20 protein-coding genes and 1 tRNA gene are annotated in these 20,117 nt (G+C 73.4%); 7 read left to right on the plus strand and 14 right to left on the minus strand.

The features are described 5' to 3' along the window. Window positions 1-91: 91 nt before the first annotated feature. Together ACGFNF_RS13140 and ACGFNF_RS13145 are read right to left on the minus strand one after the other, a co-directional pair. Window positions 92-661 (minus strand): GNAT family N-acetyltransferase, encoded by a 570-nt coding sequence (locus tag ACGFNF_RS13140; RefSeq protein WP_393167816.1) that lies wholly within the window; start codon window positions 659-661, stop codon window positions 92-94. Then, on the minus strand, window positions 658-2,049 hold the full coding sequence (locus ACGFNF_RS13145; protein ID WP_357580489.1) for a cobyrinate a,c-diamide synthase: 1,392 nt from the start codon (window positions 2,047-2,049) through the stop codon (window positions 658-660). The genes ACGFNF_RS13140 and ACGFNF_RS13145 overlap by 4 nt, the downstream gene beginning before the upstream one ends. 211 nt (window positions 2,050-2,260) lie before the next feature. Here ACGFNF_RS13145 and ACGFNF_RS13150 point away from each other — a divergent pair, with 211 nt between their 5' ends. After that, window positions 2,261-3,088 carry an SURF1 family protein gene (locus ACGFNF_RS13150; protein WP_393167818.1) on the plus strand — a complete coding sequence of 276 codons (828 nt, stop codon included), beginning with the start codon at window positions 2,261-2,263 and terminating at the stop codon, window positions 3,086-3,088. Between the two features lie 18 nt (window positions 3,089-3,106). Here the strand turns inward: ACGFNF_RS13150 and ACGFNF_RS13155 are convergent, their stop codons facing one another. The 4 genes from ACGFNF_RS13155 to ACGFNF_RS13170 form a co-directional block, all read right to left on the minus strand. Continuing rightward, window positions 3,107-4,687 (minus strand): ATP-dependent DNA ligase, encoded by a 1,581-nt coding sequence (locus tag ACGFNF_RS13155; RefSeq protein ID WP_393167820.1) that lies wholly within the window; start codon window positions 4,685-4,687, stop codon window positions 3,107-3,109. Window positions 4,688-4,774: 87 nt separating this feature from the next. Then, window positions 4,775-4,981 (minus strand): hypothetical protein, encoded by a 207-nt coding sequence (locus ACGFNF_RS13160; protein WP_121399432.1) that lies wholly within the window; start codon window positions 4,979-4,981, stop codon window positions 4,775-4,777. A 77-nt stretch (window positions 4,982-5,058) separates the two neighbouring features. Beyond that, window positions 5,059-6,411 carry a dipeptidase gene (locus tag ACGFNF_RS13165; RefSeq protein WP_393168162.1) on the minus strand — a complete coding sequence of 451 codons (1,353 nt, stop codon included), beginning with the start codon at window positions 6,409-6,411 and terminating at the stop codon, window positions 5,059-5,061. A 99-nt stretch (window positions 6,412-6,510) separates the two neighbouring features. Beyond that, window positions 6,511-7,134 carry a hypothetical protein gene (locus ACGFNF_RS13170; RefSeq protein WP_393167822.1) on the minus strand — a complete coding sequence of 208 codons (624 nt, stop codon included), beginning with the start codon at window positions 7,132-7,134 and terminating at the stop codon, window positions 6,511-6,513. Between the two features lie 193 nt (window positions 7,135-7,327). On the opposite strand from ACGFNF_RS13170, the gene ACGFNF_RS13175 reads away from it, so the two are divergent. Next, a complete protein-coding gene (locus ACGFNF_RS13175; protein WP_151456079.1) occupies window positions 7,328-7,729 on the plus strand; it encodes a rhodanese-like domain-containing protein in 402 nt (133 codons plus the stop codon). Between the two features lie 249 nt (window positions 7,730-7,978). On the opposite strand, the gene ACGFNF_RS13180 is transcribed toward ACGFNF_RS13175, so the two are convergent. The 3 genes from ACGFNF_RS13180 to ssb form a co-directional block, all read right to left on the minus strand. Beyond that, on the minus strand, window positions 7,979-9,523 hold the full coding sequence (locus tag ACGFNF_RS13180) for a cobyric acid synthase (RefSeq protein WP_393167824.1): 1,545 nt from the start codon (window positions 9,521-9,523) through the stop codon (window positions 7,979-7,981). Then, window positions 9,520-10,533 (minus strand): cobalamin biosynthesis protein, encoded by a 1,014-nt coding sequence (locus ACGFNF_RS13185; protein ID WP_393167826.1) that lies wholly within the window; start codon window positions 10,531-10,533, stop codon window positions 9,520-9,522. Before ACGFNF_RS13185 ends, ACGFNF_RS13180 begins: the two co-directional genes overlap by 4 nt. Before the next feature lie 164 nt (window positions 10,534-10,697). Beyond that, window positions 10,698-11,495: a single-stranded DNA-binding protein gene (ssb, locus tag ACGFNF_RS13190; RefSeq protein WP_393167828.1), complete on the minus strand. Its 798-nt coding sequence runs from the start codon at window positions 11,493-11,495 to the stop codon at window positions 10,698-10,700. A 374-nt stretch (window positions 11,496-11,869) separates the two neighbouring features. On the opposite strand from ssb, the gene ACGFNF_RS13195 reads away from it, so the two are divergent. Both ACGFNF_RS13195 and ACGFNF_RS13200 read left to right on the plus strand, forming a co-directional pair. Further along, window positions 11,870-12,286: an HPF/RaiA family ribosome-associated protein gene (locus ACGFNF_RS13195; protein WP_311414353.1), complete on the plus strand. Its 417-nt coding sequence runs from the start codon at window positions 11,870-11,872 to the stop codon at window positions 12,284-12,286. A 97-nt stretch (window positions 12,287-12,383) separates the two neighbouring features. Continuing rightward, a complete protein-coding gene (locus ACGFNF_RS13200; protein WP_393167830.1) occupies window positions 12,384-13,421 on the plus strand; it encodes an alpha/beta hydrolase in 1,038 nt (345 codons plus the stop codon). 34 nt (window positions 13,422-13,455) lie between these two features. Here ACGFNF_RS13200 and ACGFNF_RS13205 read toward each other — a convergent pair whose 3' ends face one another. After that, the gene (locus ACGFNF_RS13205; RefSeq protein WP_393167832.1) at window positions 13,456-14,157 is read right to left on the minus strand and encodes a hypothetical protein; all 702 of its coding nucleotides are present in this window, start codon (window positions 14,155-14,157) and stop codon (window positions 13,456-13,458) included. A 164-nt stretch (window positions 14,158-14,321) separates the two neighbouring features. On the opposite strand from ACGFNF_RS13205, the gene ACGFNF_RS13210 reads away from it, so the two are divergent. Both ACGFNF_RS13210 and ACGFNF_RS13215 read left to right on the plus strand, forming a co-directional pair. Beyond that, a tRNA-Arg gene (locus ACGFNF_RS13210) sits at window positions 14,322-14,394 on the plus strand. Window positions 14,395-14,462: 68 nt separating this feature from the next. Then, entirely contained in the window at window positions 14,463-15,953 is a 1,491-nt protein-coding gene (locus ACGFNF_RS13215) for a tyrosine-type recombinase/integrase (protein WP_393167834.1), read from the plus strand. Between the two features lie 104 nt (window positions 15,954-16,057). On the opposite strand, the gene ACGFNF_RS13220 is transcribed toward ACGFNF_RS13215, so the two are convergent. Continuing rightward, window positions 16,058-16,588 carry a hypothetical protein gene (locus tag ACGFNF_RS13220; RefSeq protein ID WP_393167836.1) on the minus strand — a complete coding sequence of 177 codons (531 nt, stop codon included), beginning with the start codon at window positions 16,586-16,588 and terminating at the stop codon, window positions 16,058-16,060. A gap of 106 nt (window positions 16,589-16,694) precedes the next feature. On the opposite strand from ACGFNF_RS13220, the gene ACGFNF_RS13225 reads away from it, so the two are divergent. Then, window positions 16,695-17,729 carry an NAD-dependent epimerase/dehydratase family protein gene (locus tag ACGFNF_RS13225; protein WP_393167838.1) on the plus strand — a complete coding sequence of 345 codons (1,035 nt, stop codon included), beginning with the start codon at window positions 16,695-16,697 and terminating at the stop codon, window positions 17,727-17,729. Here the strand turns inward: ACGFNF_RS13225 and ACGFNF_RS13230 are convergent. The 3 genes from ACGFNF_RS13230 to ACGFNF_RS13240 form a co-directional block, all read right to left on the minus strand. Beyond that, window positions 17,709-18,413 (minus strand): hypothetical protein, encoded by a 705-nt coding sequence (locus ACGFNF_RS13230; protein WP_393167840.1) that lies wholly within the window; start codon window positions 18,411-18,413, stop codon window positions 17,709-17,711. The two genes, ACGFNF_RS13225 and ACGFNF_RS13230, sit on opposite strands and share 21 nt — an antisense overlap. 19 nt (window positions 18,414-18,432) lie before the next feature. Beyond that, window positions 18,433-19,601 (minus strand): IS3 family transposase gene (locus ACGFNF_RS13235; protein WP_393167842.1). Its coding sequence is split into 2 segments (ribosomal slippage): window positions 18,433-19,314 and window positions 19,317-19,601, totalling 1,167 coding nucleotides; the frame shifts between segments, so codons are not numbered across the junction. A gap of 38 nt (window positions 19,602-19,639) precedes the next feature. After that, on the minus strand, window positions 19,640-19,870 hold the full coding sequence (locus ACGFNF_RS13240; RefSeq protein ID WP_393167844.1) for a hypothetical protein: 231 nt from the start codon (window positions 19,868-19,870) through the stop codon (window positions 19,640-19,642). Window positions 19,871-20,117: the final 247 nt, after the last annotated feature.

Below are 20,117 nucleotides of genomic sequence, written 5' to 3' on the forward strand. Positions count from 1 at the left end.
CAAAGGCACGAAGCCAGTCAGGGCAAGAGTCACGTCCGCTGCCACCAGCCATCAGCCCATCACCTTCGGGCCGACCCGGCCAGCCTCACAGTCAGCGCAGGTCGGCGGAGACGAGGGACCAGACCTCCAGGTCAACCCGGCCGCCCCGGACGTAGCCGGCGTTGCGGAGCAGGCCCTCGTAGCTGAACCCGGCCTTCTCGGCGACCCGGCGGGAGGCCAGGTTGCCGGGAGCGACCCGCAGCTCGACGCGCTGGAAGCCGTGTTCGAGGATCAGCGCGATGGCCAGCGCGTCGACCGCCTCGGCCGCCAGGCCGAAGCCCCGTGCGTGCGCCGCCATCGCGTAGGAGACCTCGGTGCACCGGGCGCCCCAGTCGGTGCGCCGCGTCCACAGGCAGCCCACCACCAGGTCGTCCTCCCGGCGTACCACCGCGTAGTGGTCGCCGTCGCCGCTGTCGCGCCGCTGCCGCGCCAGGTCGGTGCACCAGGCCAGCCCGTCGATCTGACCCGAGGTGTCGGCCAGCGGCAGCCACCGCCGGGTCTGCCGGTCGGCGAAGACCTCGTCGGCCGCCGCCGCGTCGGCCCCGGTCAGCGCGCGTACCTCGGTGCGGGGCGTGGAGACGGTCAGCGCCGGGAAGCGGCGGACCGCCACCTGACCGATCACGCGGGCACCCCGTCGGGCCGGGCGGTCGCGGGGTCGGCCGCCGCCGCCACCGCCGCGTCCACGAGGCGGGCCGCCAGCTGCGGGTACGCCGCCCAGTGCAGGGTGAGCTGCGAGGCGTGCACGCCCCGCCAGACGAAGCCCTCGGGCGCCCCGCCGTCCCAGCTCCACGCCGGCCGTGCCCCGGCGCGCGGGGTGAGCACGCCGCGGTGCTCCTTGTGCCCCGCCACCACCGTGCCCGCCGGCCCCACGAGGCTGTCGGTCAACGCGGTCGCCTGCCGGTAGCCCACCACCAGGCCGTCGCGGCGCGTCCCCACCGCGTCGAGCACGCCGCACATGGGCAGTCCGTCCAGTTCCCGCGCCAGCCAGAGCAGGCCGGCCCCCTCGGCGACGACCGGCCGCCCGGTGCGGGCCAGCTCGGCGACCGCGATGCAGAGCCGGCGGTTGGCGGAGAGCAGCTCGGCGTACGACTCGGGCAGCCCACCGCCGACGACCAGCGCGCCGGTGCCGGCGGGCAGCGCCTCGTCGTGCAACGGGTCGACCGTCACCACCTCGGCGCCGGCCGCCCGGAGCAGCTCGACGGTCTCGGGATCGCTGTAGCTGCCGCCCGGCGTCCCGGCGACCGCGACGACCGGGCGCGTACCGGCGTCCTCCCGCCCGGCCTGCGGCGTCCAGGGCGGCGCGGGCAGGGGCGGCGCGGAGCGGGCCAGGGCCAGCAGCCGGTCCAGCTCGACGGTGGCGGCGACCGCCTCGCCGAGCCGGCGGACCGCGCGGGTCGCCTCGTCGGTGCGGGCGAGCGCGGGCACCGCCCCGTAGCGGCGGGCGGGCAGCACGGACGGCAGGTCCTGGCGGCGCAGCGCGCCGTAGACGGGCACGCCGATGTCGTCCAGCGCCGCGCGCAGCAGCTCCTCGTGCCGGGAGGACGCCACCCGGTTGAGGATCACCCCGCCGAGCCAGAGCTGCTCGTCGTACGACCGGAAGCCGTGCACCAGGGCGGCCACCGACTGTCCCGTCGCCGCGACGTCGACCACCAGCACGACCGGGCTGCGCAGCGCGGTGGCCACGGCGGCCGTCGACTCGCTCTCCGGGCGGCCGGCGAGACTGTCGTACAGGCCCATGCTGCCCTGCACCACGGCGAGCCCGGCGCCGGCCGCGCCGTGGCCGACGAGGGGGGCGATCCGGTCGGCGCCGACCAGCCGGGGATCGAGGATCCGACCGGGGCGGCCGGCGGCCAGCCCGAGGTACGCGGCGTCCACGCGGTCGGGGCCGACCTTGAACCCGGCGACGTCGACGCCCCGGTCGGCGAACGCGGCGAGCAGCCCGATCGCCAGCGCGCTCTTGCCGTGGCCGGAGGACGGCGCGCTGAGCACCAGGCGCGGCACGACGGTCATCATCGACTCCCTTGCGGGGCGGCGGGGGGACCTGCGGCGGGCCGACCGCGCGGTCCGCCCGCGTGACGATAGCCGAAGCGGCCGCCGCGCGGTCGCCGCCGAACGGGCCCGCCGGCGGTGTCGGGCGTCGCCGGGCGGAGTCGCCGGCACCCCGCCCGGGTCCGCGATGGGGGCTGTCGAAGCAAGTGCCTCCGGTCACAGGGGTAGCCTCGTGGGCGTGTACCGGTTCCTGCTGACGCCGCGCTGGCTGGGCATTCTCGCACTGACCCTGGTCGCCTCGGCGGTGATGGTGCTGCTCGGCAACTGGCAGCTGGACCGCTACCACGGCCGTACGGAGGCCAACGAGCGGATCGACGCCGGCCTGCGGATGGCCCCGGTGCCGCTGCGGGACGTGCTGCCGGCCCCGACGGGCGGCAACGGCACGGCCGGCCCCGCCCCCGCCGCGGAGAAGGCCTGGACGAAGGTCACCGTGACCGGCCGCTACGACCCGGCGAACGTGGTCCTGGTCCGGGGCCGCTCGGTGGACCGCACGGTCGGCTTCGAGGTGGTCACCCCGCTCGTGCTGGCCGACGGCACGGCCGTGCTGGTGGACCGTGGCTGGATCCCGCCGGCCCGGGGCGGCGACGCGACCGTCCAGCCGGAGGTGCCGGCCCTCCCGCCCGGCGAGGTCACCGTGACGGGGCGGGTGCACCTGAGCGAGAGCGGTTCGGTCGCCGTGACCCGGCGCGACGGCAAGCTGGAGACCCGGCGGATCGGCGTGCCCCGGCTGGCCCGGGAACTGCCCTACCCCGTGCACGGCGCGTACCTGCTGCTCGACGAGCAGACCCCGGCGGCCGACCCCGCGTTCAAGGACGTGCCGGTCGGATACAACAACAACTGGCAGAACTTCGGCTACGTCGTGCAGTGGTGGATCTTCGCCGCGATGACCCTGTTCGGCTACGGCTGGGTGGCCCGCCGGGAGGCCCGTCGGCTGGCGGGCGTGGGACCGCGGCAGCCCGTCGACCGGGCCGCCGAGCCCGCGCCGCAGGGCGCCGCCTGACCCGCCCCGCCGGACCGCTCAGCCGGTGACGCGGCCGGCGTGGATGGCGCGTACGGCGTCGATGGTGTCGGCCTCCGCCGCCGTCTTGTCGTCGCGGTAGCGCACCACGCGGGCGAAGCGCAGCGCCATCCCGCCCGGGTAGCGGGAGCTGGTCTGCACCCCGTCGAAGGCGATCTCGACCACCTGCTCGGGGCGGACCCGCACCTCCCAGTCGCCGTGCTCGACGGCGAGGGCGAGGAAGCGCTCGGTCTGCCAGCGCAGCAGCTCGTCGGTGAGGCCCTTGAACGTCTTGCCGAGCATGACGAAGTCGCCGGTGCGCGGGTCGCGGGCGCCGAGGTGCAGGTTGGACAGCCAGCCCTCCCGGCGGCCGCTGCCCCACTCGACCGCGATCACCACCAGGTCGAGGGTGTGCCGGGGCTTCACCTTCACCCAGGCGGATCCCCGCCGGCCGGCGTCGTAGGGTGCGTCGGGCGCCTTCACCACCACCCCCTCCTGGCCGGCGTCGATGGCGGCGGCGAACGCCTCGCCGGCCCGCTCCGGGCCGTCGACCTCCACCCGGCCGACCACGAGCGAGGCGTCGACCGCGGCGTCGAGCGCGGCCCAGCGCTCCCGGCCGGGTCTGTCGATCAGGTCGTCGCCGTCGAGGTGCAGCAGGTCGAAGAAGTACGGCGTCAGCACTGTCGCGCCCGTCGTCCCGGCGGCGGCCACGGCCGGGGCGACCGGGGCGGCGCCGGTGCTGCTCGGCGTGGCGCGCCGCGCCGCCCGGCTCGACGTCTGCTGGAAGGGCAGCGGCCGGCCTGTCTCGTCGAGCCCGATCGCCTCCCCGTCGAGCACCAGCTCGCGGGCGGGCAGCGCCCGCACGGCGGCGACCACCTCCGGCACCCGGGCGGTGATGTCGTCCAGGCTGCGGGTGAACACGGCGATGTCGTCGCCGGAGCGGTGCACCTGGATCCGGATGCCGTCGAGCTTGACGTCGACCACGGCGGGGGTGCCCGTGGCCGCGAGCGCCTCGTCCACCGAGGGCGCGCTCTGGGCCAGCATCGGCGCGAGCGGGCGGCCGACCTGGAGGCCGAAGGCGCCCAGTGCCGCCGCGCCCCCGTCGAGCGCGGCGACCGCGACCGCGCGCAGGTCACCGGCGAGCAGCAACGCCCGGCGTACGGCGACGAGCGGCACGTCGGCGGCCCGGGCCACCGCGTCGGCGAGCAGCCCCGCCTGCGCGCCCTGGCGCAGCTCACCGCTGAACAGGCCGGTCAGCAGCCGCTGCTCATCGGCGGTGGCGGCGGAGTAGAGCGCGCCCAGCAGCGCCCGGCGGCGGGCCTGGGAACCCGGCCCGTGCACGGACGCGATCTCGTCGATGGCCGCGTCGACGGCGGCCACGGTCAGGGTCGGCTCGGCGGCCGGCGGCGGCAGGTCACGCAGGCTCGCCCAGCCGACCCCGGTCTGCCGCTGGCGCAGCTCGCCGGCCAGCCAGCCGGCGCCCGCCGGGACCTCGGACGGGTCGAGCGCCCGCAACGCGGCAGCGAGCAGCTCCACCTTGGTCCGCCGGGCCCGGGTGGCGCCGACGGCGGCGGAGGTGGCTGCCAGGTCGAGGAACCGCACGGCTCCATCCTGCCAGCCACCCCCGACACGACCCCGGGCATTGCCGTGCCCGGGCGTCGGAAAACCTGCGCCCGCCGGGGTGGTGGGTCAGGCCGAGACGGGTTCCTCGATGCGCAGGCCGCGGGCGCGGATTTCCTCGGCGACCCGGGAGAGCACCGTGTCGAGAGCGACAAGCGCGGCGGACAGGTCGCCGAGCTGTTCCTTGAGCGTGTCCTCGGACCACGCGGAGACGTCGACGTCCCCCAGGGCGCTGACGGCGGCCTCGAGCCGACCCATCACCTCATTCGTACGCATGTTCGAGAGGCTATAACAACCCGACCGGCGACACACCGCAAACTCCCACATCGGCCCCGAAGTTACGGTTCCGACACCTAACGCCCGTCGACGCCCACCTCGGCGACCTTCTTCAGCAGCAGCGCCTCGGCCAGGCAGACCCGGGCGAACTCCCCGAGGTGCAGGCTCTCGTTCGGGCCGTGCGCCCGGGCCTGCGGGTCCTCCACGCCGGTCACCAGGATCGCCGCGCGCGGGAACATCTCCTGGAAGGTGGCGATGAACGGGATCGAACCGCCGATGCCGAGGTCCACCGGGTCGGTGCCGTCCCAGGCGGTCCGGAACGCCGAGCGGGCCGCGTCGAACATCGGCCCGGACGCGTCGATGACGCACGGCGCGCCGTCGTGCTCGAAGGTGACGCTGACCCGCGCGCCCCACGGGGCGTGCTTCTCCAGGTGGGCGCGCAGGGCCGCGTACGCCCGCTTCGGGTCGTCGCCCGGCGCCAGCCGTACGCTCAGCTTGGCCCTGGCCGCCGGCACCAGGGCGTTCGGCGCCTCGGCGGTGGACGGGGCGTCGATGCCGAGCACCGCGAGGGCCGGCTTGGTCCAGAGCCGCTCGGTGATCCGTCCGGTGCCGATGAGGCTGACGCCCTCGGCCAGCCCCGCCTCGGCGCGGAACCGGTCCTCCGGGTAGTCGACGCTCGCGCCCTCCCGGGCGACCAGCCCGTCGACGGCCACGTCCCCCGCCTCGGTGTGCAGGGTGGCCAGCAACCGCGCCAGGGCGGTCAGCGCGTCCGGCACGGGACCGCCGTAGACGCCGCTGTGCACGGCGTGGTCGAGGGTGCGCACCTCCACGAAGCAGTTGACGATGCCGCGCAGGGACGTGGTCAGCGCCGGTACGCCGACGTCCCAGTTGGTGGAGTCGGCGATCACGATGACGTCCGAGGCGATCTCGTCGCGGTGCTCGGCGAGCAGCCGCTCCAACGAGTCGGAGCCGTACTCCTCCTCGCCCTCGACGAAGAGCACCACGCCGACCGGCAACGCGTCACCGTACGCGCGCAGCGCCGCCACGTGCGCCATGATGCCGGCCTTGTCGTCGGCGGCGCCCCGGCCGTAGAGCCGGCCGTCGCGCTCCACCGGCTCGAACGGGTCCGACTCCCACAGCGTCAGGTCGCCGACCGGCTGCACGTCGTGGTGGGCGTAGAGCAGCACCGTCGGCGCCCCGGGCGGGGCCGCCTTCCGCCCGATCACGGCCGGCTGGCCGCCGGAGCGCACGATCTTGACATCGAGACCGCAGCCGCGCACCAGCTCGGCCACCGCCTCGGCGGAACGCTCCACGTGCGAGTGGTCGAAGCCCTCGAACGCGACGCCGGGAATGCGGACGAGGCGTTCCAGGTCGGCGCGGACGCCGGGCAGCTCCCGCTCGACGGCGGCCCGGATCTCGGACTCGGACATGAGGGGTGTGGTCATGACCGGCATCGTATGCCGGCCTTACCGACCATCCCATCCCGCCCGAGGCCGGAGTGACGATCCGGTCCCGGCCGGCCCGACCGCTCAGCGGCGGCGCACGTAGTAGCGGTCGGCGTCGTGCGGCAGGCCCGGGGCGCCGTCGACCACCAGGTCCGCGCGCGCCTCGGTGCCGTCGGCGGCGAAGTGCGACCGCTCCCCGAGGTGCCAGCGACGCAGCTCCGGCAGGATCTCCGGACCGTCGCGCTCGATCGCCCGGGCCAGCCGCAACGGTGCCGGGGCGGTGACGAAGACGGCCAGGGTCAGGTCCGCGGTGGCGGCGGCCCGCGCCGCGCTCACCCCCTCGACGAGGAGCACCGGCGCGACCGGGACCGGCACCGGGCGCGGCAGGAAGGCCCGCCGGACCCAGCTGAACCGGCGGTACGCCCCCGGCCGACCGGCCCGCAGCGGCCCGAGCACCCACTCCTCCAGCCGGGGCCAGAAGGTCAGCTGGTCGTCCCAGCCGTCGAGCAGGTCGTCGGTGTGCACCACCGGCGCCGGACTGCCGCCGGGCAGGGCGGCGAGGGCGTCCGCGAGCCGCGCCGCGAACGCGCTCTTGCCCGCGCCGCTCGGCCCGTCCACCGCCACCAGCCGGGTCCGCCCCAACCGCGCCGGCCCAACCAGCACCCGCCGGGCCAGCCGGTCGTACGCCTCGACCACCGCCACCGCCACGTGCCCGACGGTAACCAGGCCGGTCCCCCCGCCACGGAGCGGGCCTGCGGTGGCGGGAGGCTCCGGCGTCGGCGGGCCGTGCGGGACGCTCCGATCGGGGGTCGCCCGAACGAGCGTTCGTCGGGTGCGGCGGGGCGTTCCGCGGGCGGACCGCGCGACGGGGCGGGATGATCTGCTGGTGTCCCACAGCGTGATGAGTCCGGGCGTAGACGCCCTCCTGGAACAGGCCCGCGCCGGGGTACGCCGGCTGACCCCGCACCAGACCGTCGAGGCGGTCCGTACCGGGGCGTTGCTGATCGACACCCGCACCGACACGCAGCGGCAGGAGCAGGGCGACCTGCCCGGCGCCATCGTGATCGACCGGACGGTGCTGGAGTGGCGGCTCGACCCGGCCAGCGCGTGGCGGATCCCGGAGGCCACCGCGTACGACCAGCGGATCGTGGTGGTGTGCCGCCAGGGCTACAGCTCCAGCCTCGCGGTCGCGAGCCTGCGGGCGCTCGGGCTGCACCTCGCGACCGACATGATCGGCGGCGTGCAGGCCTGGCGCGAGGCGGGGCTGCCCATGTCCGACCGCCCCGCCGACATCCGCCCCTGACCGAGGGCCTCCCCGGCCCCTCGCAGCCCACAGCCCGCCGCCGAGGCGATGATCAAGAGGTTTGCGCCCTGATTCGAGCCTCCGCAGGACACAAACTTCTTGATCACCCCCGCGAGACGTGACACGCGGGCGCGAGGCGGGCGGGCTGCGAGGGCGGGCGGGGTGCGGATGGGCATTGGCAGGGCAGGGCAGGGGTTGGCAGGCGGGGGTGGTGGTCGGGGGTGGTGGTCGGAGAGCCCTGGGGTTCGGTCAGGGGGTTTCCGGGGCTCCGGGTGGGATGAAGGGGAGGCCGGCGGGCGGGCCGGACTCGACGAGGCGCCAGAGGGCGTCGGTGTCGAGGTGCTCCTCGACCAGGTCGCCGAGCAGGTCCAGGGAGCGCTCGCGGGCGGCGGCGAAGGCGGTGTCGGGGGCCACCGTGAAGCCGGTCCGGCCGGCGAGCCGGGCCACCTCGGTCAGGAACCGGCGGCGGAACCCGTCGGACTCGAAGGCGCCGTGCCAGTGGGTGCCGTGCACGGCGCCGACCACGGCTCCCTCGCCGCTGCCGTCCGCGCAGGTCAGCAGCGGGGTCAGCGCCGGGTCGGCGTGTGAGACGTACCCGTGGTGGATCTCGTAGCCCTGGACCGGGACGTCGCCGCCAACGGTGCCGACCGACTGCCGGACGGTCTTGCGCGGGTCGAAGGTGACCTCGATCGGCAGCAGGCCCAGCCCCGGCACGCTGCCCTGCCGGCTCTCCACCGGGTCGTGGATCGCCCGGGCCAGCATCTGGAAGCCGCCGCAGAGGCCGAGCAGCGGCTTGCCGGCCGCCGCGTGCGCCAGGACGGCGTCAGCCAGGCCGGTCTGCCGCAGCCAGGCCAGGTCGGCCACCGTCGACTTCGAGCCGGGCAGCACGACCAGGTCGGCGGCGGCCAGTTCGGCCGGCTCGACGGTCAGCCGGACCCGCACGCCCGGCTCGGTGGCGAGCGCCTCGACGTCGGTGGCGTTGGAGATCCGGGGCAGCCGGACGACGGCCACGTCCAGCCAGTCGGTGCCGCGCGGGGCGGCCGGCCGGCCGAGCACCCGGCCGTACGCGAGCGAGTCCTCCGCGTCGAGCCAGAGGTCGAGCGCCCAGGGCAGCACCCCGTACGTCGGCCGGCCGGTGACCTGGCGCAGCATGTCCAGCCCCGGCCGGAGGAGCCCGAGGTCGCCCCGGAACTTGTTGATCACGAAGCCGGCGATCAGCGCCTGGTCGGCCGGGTCCAGCAGGGCGAGGGTGCCGAACATCGAGGCGAAGACCCCGCCCCGGTCGATGTCGCCGACCACGATCGTGGGCAGGCCGGCGTGCCGGGCCAGGCCCATGTTCACGTAGTCGCCGGCCCGCAGGTTGATCTCCGCGGGGCTGCCGGCGCCCTCGCAGATCACCACGTCGTACGCGGACCGCAGCTCGGCGAGCGCCGCGTACGCGGTCTCGGCGAGCCGGGGACGCAGCTCGCGGAAGTTGCCCGCCGTGACCGTGTCGACGGCCTCGCCGAGCAGCACCACCTGGCTGGCCAGGTCGCTGCCGGGCTTGAGCAGCACCGGGTTGAACCGCAGGTCGGGGGCGAGTCCGCAGGCCGCGGCCTGCATCGCCTGCGCCCGCCCGATCTCGCCGCCCCGGCCGTCCGGGCCGACGACGACGGCGGAGTTGTTGGACATGTTCTGCGCCTTGAACGGCGCCACCTTCACGCCCCGGCGGTGCAGCCAGCGGCAGATGCCGGCGGTGAGCACGCTCTTGCCGGCGTCGGAGGTGGTGCCGGCGACCAGCAGGCCACCGCTCACCGGCGCCCCTCCCGCCCGGCGGCGGCGCTCCGCTGCGCGGCCCGGCGGCCGACGGCGCCCACCAGCCGGCCGAGGGTCAGCGGGTACGTGGCGGCCAGCCCGAGCGCGGCCAGCCCGACCGCACCCGAGATCCGGGCGGCCCGCTTGAGGTGCCGCGCCTCCGGTCGGGGGCCGTCGCCGAGGAACGGGCGCACCTCGGAGCGCCCGAAGTAGACGTTGCGCCCGCCCAGCCGTACGCCGAGGGCGCCGGCCATCGCCGCCTCGCACTGCCCGGCGTTCGGGCTGGGGTGGTCGTTGCGGTCCCGGCGCCACACGCGCCACGCCCGGTCCCGGTCGCCGTGCGCGGTCGGCGCGACCGCGACGGTGAGCAGGCCCGTCAGCCGCGCGGGCACCAGGTTGAGCAGGTCGTCGAGGCGGGCGGCGGGGGTGCCGAACCGGGCGTACCGCGGCGAGCGGTGGCCCACCATCGCGTCGAGGGTGTTCGCCGCGCGGTACCCGAGCAGGCCGGGCAGCCCCGCGACGGCGCCCCACAGCAGCGGGGCGACGACGGCGTCCGAGGTGTTCTCGGCGAGCGACTCCACGGTGGCGCGGGCCAGCTCGGGCTCGTCGAGCGCGGACGGGTCCCGGCCGCAGAGGTGGCCGAGCCGCTGCCGGGCGGCCGGGAGGTCGCCGGCGCGCAGCGCACGCCCCATGACGGTGGCCTCGTGCCGCAGCGTGCGCCCGCCCAGCACCGTCCAGGTGCCGGCGGCGACCAGGACGGCGCGGGCCACCGGCCGGCGCCGGGTGGCGACGGTGGCGGCCACGCCGAGCAGCACCGGCGCGCCGACCGCCAGCGCGGTGAACGCCGTTCCGGCAAGCCGGTCCGGGCGGTACGTCCGCCGCTCCAGTGCCCCGGCGGCGCGACCGAAGCCGGCCACGGGGTGGTACCGGCGGGGGTCTCCGAGGAGCGCGTCGAGGGCGTACCCCGCGACCAGTCCCGCCGCGGTCGCCACCGGCGTCGCCTGTCGCACCTCTCACCACCTCCGGCCGGCCAGCCTAGCCGAGCGCCCGGCCGGCCTCCGGCAGGTCCGCGGCGCATGCCGCCGACGGGGTGACCGCACGCCGCCCGGCGGCACGCGGGGTGACGCCGGTGCTGCCGACGCCACCCCGCCCCCGTCGTGCCGCCCGCGACCGGTCACGCGGGCTGCGGCACCCGCCCCCGGCCCCGGCGGCCACGGCCGGCCGGCGAGACGCCCGCCTCGGCCTCCTCGGACGACGGGCCCGACTCCCCCACGGCCACGTCGCCCCGACCACCCCGGGCACCGGGGACGTCCTCCGGCGGGTCGGTCACCGGCGTCGGGCCGTCGGCCTCCGGCTCCGGCCCGTCGGGCTCCCCGCCGTGGGGGTCTTCCGCCGGGTCGTCGAAGGGGTCGAGCGAGCCGTCGACGGCGGCGTCGGCCGGCAGCCCGCGGCCGGCGGGGTACGCGCCGAAGTCGGGCTCGAAGTCGTCGTCGAGCGGACGGCGGTCCGGCAGGACCGGGGCCTCCTCGTCGGGCACCGGCTCGGTCGCCTCGCCGTGCACCCGGTGCTCGGTCTCGGCGTCCTCGACGGTGCTGGTCGTCATCGTCGGCCGGTTGCGCTGGAACCGGCTGCGGCCCCGCGACAGGTCGTGGCCGACGGCGACCGCCTCCAGCTCGTAGAGCGAGCGGTGGTTGCCGGCGTCGTCCGTCCAGTCGCGGGTGTAGAGCCGGCCGCAGACCACCACCGGGTCGCCGACCATCACCGAGGCGGCCACCCCCTCGGCGAGCTTGCGCCAGCAGTTGACCCGGACGCGCAGGCTGTTGCCGTCGACCCAGCGCCCGCTGTCGCGGTCGAGCCGGCGGGCGGTCGAGGCGACCTTGAAGTTGGCCACCAGGGTGTTGCTCTGGGTGGTGCGGCGCCACTCCGGCGCGGTCAGCACGTTGCCCACGATCGTGACGTAGGTGTCGAACATCGTCCCTCCAGGGGGAGATCGGGCTTGCCATCGCGAGTCGACTCGGTGCCGAGCCTGGATCCTCGGCGGAGGCGCCGCCAGCACCGCGCCCCCGCCTGTGGACAACCGGACCGCCTGTGGACAAAGACCTGATCAAGGTCCCGGTGTGCTAGGGCCGGGCGACCCTGGGGAGCCCGCCCGACCAGCTCGATGATCGGGAGGCGGGGCCACGCTTCCGGCACCGCCACGGGCGGGGCGACATGTCACGTTCCGGACGGAGCCCGGCGGGGTATGGATTCGATCAACCGCACCGCCGACAGCACGACGAACGAGAGGTCAGCGATCATGAAGATGACCAGCACCGCAGCCGCCATCGTCTCCGGCGAGGTGCGGCGATGAGCGCCGTCGCCAACCCGGCCACCGTGGCGGAGTGCCTGCGGGTCGGCGCGGGGTTCTCCCAGGGCGACCGGAACTGGATCGCGGAGCAGTTCGCCACGCTCGACTCCCGGCTGGCCGGGTTCCACGCCGACGCCACCGAGCTGGAGGTGTCGGTCAAGGACCGGGAGGCCAGGGGCCAGAAGGTCACCCTGGAGTGCTGGATCGCCGGTCGCCAGAAGATCGTCACCACCTCCGCCGAGGAGGACCTGCACGCCGCGCTCAACGACGTCCGGGACGACCTGCGGCGGCGGCTCAACGACTCGAAGACGAAGCAGGAGCCGCGGCACAACAAGCACCTGCGCGACGTACCCCCGCCGGTCGTCGAGGTCGAGCCCGACACCGACCCGGCCCGCGCCGAGGCCGAGACCGTCTGACGCGTACGCCGAGGCCCCGTCCGCCGGGTGCGGGCGGGCGGGGCCGGGCGGCACCCAGGGCTACCGTCCGGTAGCTTCCCGGCGTACCGTCGCGGTCGTGGAACCGGACGTGCTGGGCCCGCCGTACGAGCGGCAGACGATCGACCTGGGCACCGACGACGAGGGGCCGGTGGTCGCCACCCTGGTCCGTCGCCGGGCCGACCGCCCGACGGGGCGGGCCGTGCTCTACGTGCACGGCTTCACCGACTACTTCTTCCAGGGCCACCTCGGTGACTTCTTCGCCGAGCGGGGCTGGGACTTCTACGCCCTCGACCTGCGCAAGTACGGACGCAGCCTGCGGCCCCACCAGACGCCGAACTTCTGCCGCGACCTCAGCGACTACTTCCCCGAGCTGGACGCCGCCGCGCGCATCATCCGCGAGGACGACGGGCACGACACGCTGCTCGCGATGGGCCACTCCACGGGCGGGCTGATCATGCCGCTCTGGGCGCACGCCCGCCGCGACGCCGGGATCATCGACGGCCTCTTCCTGAACAGCCCATTCTTCGACATCAACGCCCCGTGGCTGGTGCGCCGACCGCTCGCCGCCGCCGTCGGCCGGCTGGGCCGCCGGGCGCCGCGCCGGGTGCTGCCGTTCGGGCTGGGCACGGTCTACAGCGAGAGCATCCACGCGGAGCACCACGGCGAGTGGAACTACGACCTGACCTGGAAGCCGCTCGCCGGGTTCCCCGTGCGGGCCGGCTGGCTGAACGCCATCCGCAGCGCCCAGCGGCAGCTCCGCGCCGGCCTGGACATCCAGGTGCCGGTGCTGCTCGCCTGCTCGACCCGCTCGTTCAGGGGAAAGAAGTGGCACGAGTCGGCGGCCCTCGCCGACGCCGTCCTGGACGTCGAGCACATGGTCCGCTGGGCGCCCCGCCTCGGCCGGCACGTCACCGTGGCGCGCTTCGACGGCGGGATGCACGACCTCACGCTCTCCGGCACCGCCGTACGGGAAAAGGTCTTCCAGGAGGTCGGACGCTGGGCCGACGCGTTCTTCGACGCCGGGCCGACGGTCCGCGCCGGGGAGCGCCCACCGGCGAGCCGGCAGCCGGCGGACGAGACCGACCCGGCTGGTGCCCCCACGCAGGGCGGCTGAGCGCAGGTCGCCCACCCGCCGCGCGTCGCCGGCCTCACGCCGCCTCGACGGCCGCCCGGATGCGGTCGAAGGTGGCCAGCGGGTGGCCGCCGTCGCGGGCCGGCAGCACCAGGCCCAGGCACCGCAGCCCCACCTCGCCGTCGCCGCCGGCCTGCACGGCGAACACCGGCGCCCCCACGTAGCCGGCCGGCAGCTCCGCCAGGAGCCGGACGGCGTCGCCCACGCGCGCCACCCGCTCGATCGCCACCTCCAGCGGCCGGGCGCCGCCCGCGCCGACGCCGTGGGCGAGCACCACGGCGGACCCCGGCTCCACACCGATCCGGGCGATCGCGTCCCGATCGGCCGCGATCGGATCCGGCACCTGCTGGGTACGCCACCGCCAGCCCTCCCCGGCGGCGTACTCGTGCAGGCCGCCGGTGGGCAGGACGGCGACGCCGACGTCCTCGTGGTGCCGCCACCCGTCGGCGAGGTCGGGCAGGGCGACGGCGTCGGCGGCCACCCCGGCCGGCTCGGTCACGCTCGCCCGCAGCCCGATCTCCCCCGCCCCGGACCGGGTGAGCGCGTCGGCGGTCAGCAGGTACTCGCGCCCCTGCCCGGCGAAGAGGAACGCGGTCCCCTCGCACCGGTCGCCGTCCCCCGCCCCGGCGTCGGTCCGGCGGAAGGGCAGGATCGCGCGGCCGAGGAGTTGACACAACTCGTACGCGACGTCGTTCTCGGTCTCCGGATCAAGCAGCACGAGCCGAGGGTACGACCCGACGGTCCCGAGCCGTGCGGACGCCGGAACAGGGGTGACCGGCACCGGAGTCGCATGCGACCCTCTTGTGCGACGCGAGACGCGACCACCCGTTCCACCGGTCACCCGGTGGACGGCGGTACCCTTCTCGCGCGACACGCACGCGCGCGCCCGTAGCTCAGCGGATAGAGCAGGGGACTTCTAATCCCAAGGCCGCAGGTTCGAATCCTGCCGGGCGCACAGGTACTTCTCTCGGCCGATCATGCCGTGTGGTGCGGCACGTGGTGCGAACGAGCTAGCTTTGCCGCGTGGCAACCTCGAACGGACGTCGGAAGCGGCAACGCGGCGAGATCGAAACCCTGCCCAGCGGCTCACTGAGAGTGAAGGTCTATGCGGGCGAGGATCCGATCAGTGGCAAGCGGCACTACCTGACCGAGGTCATCCCCGCCGGCCGCACAGCTGCCAAGGAAGCGGAGAAGGCGCGCACGCGGTTGCTGGCCCAGGTGGACGAGCGGCGCAACCCGCGCACCCGCGCCACACTCGACCAACTCCTGGACCGGTGGCTTGAGGTGGCCGATATCGAGACCACCACGCGCATGGGCTACGTGAACAAGCTCAACAAGCACGTACGGCCGGTGCTGGGCAAACTGCCGGTCGGTCGGCTCGACCCCGAGACGCTGGAGTCGTTCTACGCGAGCCTGCGCCGCTGCCGCGACTGGTGCGGCGGCAAGGCGTACGTAAAGCACCGCCTGGAGGGCGAGCACACCTGCACCGCGAAGTGCCGGCCGCACGTCTGCAAGCCGCTCAGCGCCTCGTCAGTGCGGCAAATCCACTGGATCCTCAGTGGTGCCCTCAGCCGCGCCGTCCGGTGGCGCTGGATCGCCGTCAACCCCGCCAGTCAGGCCGAGCCACCCGCGCCGCCGCACCCCGACCCGCAACCGCCGAACCCGGCCGACGCCGCGCGCATCATCAACGAAGCGTGGCGCGACCCGGACTGGGGCGCGCTGGTCTGGCTCGCCATAACCACCGGCGCCCGACGCGGCGAGCTGTGCGCGCTGCGCTGGCACCATCTCGACCTGGCCGCCGGTGTGCTGACCTTGCGGCGTAGCTCCTACCTGGACGCAGACGGCGAGCTGCGAGAGAAGGACACCAAGACGCACCAGCAACGGCGGGTAGCGCTCGACGCCGAGACGATCGAAGTGCTGCGCGAGCTGCACGGCCGGTACCTCGACCGCCTGGCGCAGCTCGACGCCGAGCCCGAGGCCACTGATTACGTCTTCTCCCCCGAACCGAACAACAGCCGCGGCTACCGGCCCGACACCATCACCCAGCGGTACGGCCGGCTCGCTACCCGGCTTGGCCTGAACAGCCACATACACGCCCTGCGCCACTACTCGGCGACGGAGCTAATCAACGCCGGTGTTGACGTGCGAACTGTCGCTGGCCGGCTCGGTCACGGCGGTGGAGGGACAACGACGCTCAGGGTTTATGCAGCTTGGCTGTCGGAGTCAGACCAGCGGGCCGCTGGAATCTTGGCCGCCCGAATGCCGCCCCGCCCCGCTGCGCCGACGCAACGCACAGTGGCGAGCAGTCCCTACCAGAGAATCGCCGCAGAGCTGCGCGGGCAGATCGCGGCCGGTCTGCTGAGGCCCGGCGACCAACTCCCGGCGGTTGCCGAACTGGCCGCAGCACATGGCGTCTCAATCGGTACCGCTCATCGAGCACTAGCCGCACTAACAGCGGATGGAATGGTAAGCGTTACCCGAGGTCGCCGCGCGACTGTCGCTGACACTGGTTGAACACCCATCAGTCGATAGCAGGGCAACTCCTAGCGGCGACTCGAACTAGCCGGCCGCACGCCGGTCGGGAGATGCCTTTCGGCATCTCCCGCCTCTTCCCACTCCTAGACCTGCTGCCCACCATGTTTCCTGGCAGCCTCCCGCGAGACCGACTTGTAAACCTGCGATCGAACTAAACCCTCACGCAGCCCCAGATCGGAGCGCACAAGGAACAAATACTTTCCAAAAAGCAGCTCGTCGTCAAATGACCTGTCATCGAATACCCACTTCTTCATTGCGTCGAACATTTCTCTGGCGGAGTCGATCAACTCTTTTGTGCCGAATATCTCCACCTTAATAAGGCCGGCATAAAGGCTGGATAGCGCATCCACGTCGGGTTCCGGCTCATCAAGAATCTTGCATCGCTCTGTGATGAGTAGATATTTCTGCCACTCGGTCGCGTACTCAACATAGACATCTCGCCGCTGCTCATGGGTCCGAGCTACATCTTCTCGCTCCCATTGCTCTTTTAGCCGAAGATGCTCGCGGCGCCATCGCACGGTCTCACGGCGATTCGAAAGCAACTGTCCGACCACGACACCCAGTAGTGCTACACCGGCACCCGCTAAAGGCACCCACCAAATATTATCGCGCACTCTTGAATCCTCGACTACAGATGGGGTCTTGTCGAGGCAGCGAACGGCACCCCGCTTCGCCACCCCGCCTTCAGGGACGCACACCGTGGAGCGGGATGATGGGCCCATGCGCTTGTTGGTGCTCGGCGGAACCTGGTTCGTAGGCCACGCGATCGTCACGGCAGCCCTCGACGCCGGATGGGAGGTCACAACGTTCAACCGGGGCACCTCCGACCCCTTCCTAGATGCCGTACGACCCATCCGGGGTGATCGAACCCGCCCGGAGGATGTCGCTGCCCTCGCCGCTGCCGGCCCCTGGGATGCCGTGGTCGACACCTCGGGCTACGTGCCGAGGAACACCCTCGACGTGGCCCGTGCGCTCGCTCCCGTCGCCGGTCGCTACGTCTTCATGTCGACGGTCAGTGTCTACCGGGACTGGCCGCTGAAGCCGCTCAGCGAGCGGTCCGAGGTGCTCTACTGCCCGCCGGACGCCGGCCCGGACTACGGCACTGACACCGAGGACGGACCGACGCGGTACGGCTACCAGAAGTCCGGCTGCGAGGCAGCAGCCGCCGCCGCGTTCGGAACGGATCGGACAACGATCCTGCGCCCCGGTGTCGTGCTCGGCCCGCGTGAGTACGTCGGCCGCCTGCCGTGGTGGCTGCGCCGCGTGGCTGCCGGTGGGCAAGTCCTAGCCCCCGGCTCCCCCCACCGCACGATTCAGCCGGTCGACGTGCGCGACCTGGCCGCGTTCGCACTTCACACCATCACCGAAGATTCCTCCGGCGCGTTCAACGTCTGCGCCCCGGTGGGCGGCGCCACCTTCGGCGGACTGCTGGCGGACTGCGCCCACGCGACCCGAACTGACGCCGCCTTCGAGTGGGTGCCCGATGAGGTGCTACTCAGCAACGGCGTCCGGCAGTGGTCTGAGCTTCCTCTCTGGCGCACGTTCGACGGCGTGTGGCGCGTCGACACGGCCAGGGCGCAAGCTGCCGGTCTCCGCTGCCGACCGCTCTCCCTGACCGTCCGCGACACCTGGCGATGGATGGTGGAGAGCGGCGAAATCAGCAACCACGACCGCGCCGCCGAGATCGGCATCAGCCCGGAGAGGGAAGCGCAGGTGTTGGCCGCCTGGCGGCAGTCAGGCAAGCGGGCGCGCTGAGGTTTCCGACAGCCAGACCGAGATGCGCTCGGCGAGCTGGCGCGCGTCCGCATCGCGCTCCCACGGCGACCGGCTCAGCATGCGCTCAATCCGCGACAGCCGGCCGGTCAGCGAGACGTTGCGCTTCTGCGGCGGCAGGTCCAAGACGGTACGCAGTGCTTCGGCCGCCCCGTCCTTGTCTCGCATGTGGAGGTGAGCAGCGGCCACGTCGATCTGCGTCCCGTTGATCTGCGAGTACGGCCGCCTGGGCGACGGCAGCGCCTCGTACACCTGCAACGCCTCTCGGGCGTACCTCGCCGCCTGCTCGCCGTTGCGGAGGTCGAGCCATGCCGCCGCCGCACATGCCGCCGCCCGCGCGTCGCCGAATGCGAATTCCCCGCCGGTAACGGTGGCAAGTTCGTCGGGTCGGTCCGCCGCCGCTTCTCTGTCTCGCTGGGCCGCCTCCAAGACGGCCGCGACTGAATCGGAGTCGGTGAGCAGAGCGTGAGAGCGGGCAGCGACATAGCGGAGCCTCAGTCTCGGCTCGCCCTCCGGTGCCGTCCGCATGGCGCGAGCGAAGTAGCTCAGCGCGGAATCAGGCTCGTTACGCCAGTTTGCGAGAGTCATTTGCAGGCCATAGGTCCATGCCTTCAATGACGCATGTCCGGCCAAGTCGGCGTACTGCGTCGATGGGGTCTGCTGCACCGGCAGGTGACAGGTGTAGTCACGCGGCCTGACTGGCCGGTGGGTGCATGATGGTCTCGAATTCGACGGGGGTCAACCGGGACAGCGACCGCTGGCGTCTGCGGCGGTGGTAGGTCCGTTCGATCCAGGTCACGATCGCGATCCGTAGTTGCTGGCGGGTGGTCCATGATCGCCGGTTGAGGACGTTGTTCTGCAGGAGGCCGAAGAAGGATTCCATGGCGGCGTTGTCGCCGGCGGCGCCGACGCGGCCCATCGATCCGGCCATCCGGTGGCGGTGGAGGGCTCGGACGAATTTCCTGGACCGGAATTGGGATCCGCGGTCGGTGTGCAGGATGCAGCCGGCCAGGTCACCGCGTCTGGCGGCGGCGTTGTCCAGTGCGGTGACGGCGAGGCGGGACTTCATGCGGGAGTCGATGGAGTAGCCGACGATCCGGTGGGACCAGACGTCCTTGATCGCGCACAGGTAGAGCTTGCCCTCGGCGGTGTGGTGCTCGGTGATGTCGGCCAGCCACAGCCGGTTCGGGCCGTCGGCGGTGAAGTCCCGCTGCACGAGGTCGTCATGCACGGGTGGGCCTGGCTTGCCGCCCTTGCCGCGATGCTTGCGCTTGCCGAACGCGCTCCACCAGCCGTTACCCGAACAGATCCGCCACGCGGTGCGGTCGGCCATCGGCTGCCCAGCGTCGCGGGCCTCATCGACGAGGAACCGGTAGCCGAACTCCGGATCGTCACGGTGGGCGTTGAACAACGCGTTGGCCCGGTACGCCGCCACCTCCTCGGCGCTGGTGACGGGTCGGGCCAGCCACCGGTAGTAGGGCTGACGAGCGATGTTCAATACCCGGCACGTCACCGCCACGGGGATTCCGTCGGCGGCCAGCTCGCTCACGAGCGGGTAGAGCCTTTTCCCGGCAGATGCGCCTGCGACAAGTACGCCGCAGCCCGCCGCAGGACCTCGTTCTCCTGCTCCAACAACCTGATCCGCTTACGGGCCTCGCGCAGCTCGACCGACTCGGTGCCGGTCGTCCCGGGCGCGGTGCCGGCGTCGAGGTCGGCCTGGCGCAGCCACTTGAACAACGTCATCGGGTGCACCCCGAAGTCCTTCGCGATCTGCTCGACCGTCACGCCTGGCTCGCGGTCACGAGCAACACGCACGACGTCATCGCGGAACTCTCGGGGGTAGGGCTTGGGCACAGCGACATCCTTCCAGCTCGCCCACAGGGCAAGCCATCTCAGATGTCACCTATCGGTGCAGCAGACCCGCCCCGCTGGACGTAGACCTCCCGCTTGTCAGTGGCATCACCCCGCTGATTGAGGACGTATCCCGTCAGCCAGACCCATCCGTAGTAGGTCGGCGTGGAGTCGATGCTCACCAGCCGTAGACGGAGCGCACGATTGCCGCCGAACTGGACGGAGCAAGCCGCACCGATGAGCAGAACGTCTCCCGGCTTGAAGCCGGTCATGACGGCCAGTGCTCCCGGTTAATCGGGATGCGGTGCCGGGCGCGGCACGGCAGCTCCGCCCCGCACCGGCACATCCGACGCCATCTCGCCCAACTCCAGACCGGACGGTGCCGGCGAGCAAGGGTCAGCGCTGCTGACAGTATGTAGTCGTCAAAGCTGACGCGGCGCACCTGACCTCCCACAGTCGGTTTCCTTCTATACACCGACCGTAGTTGAACTCGTACAGAACGTCTAGGACGTACCCCAC

Source organism: Micromonospora sp. NPDC048868 (genome assembly GCF_043198195.1).
GTDB classification, from domain to species: domain Bacteria; phylum Actinomycetota; class Actinomycetes; order Mycobacteriales; family Micromonosporaceae; genus Micromonospora; species Micromonospora reichwaldensis.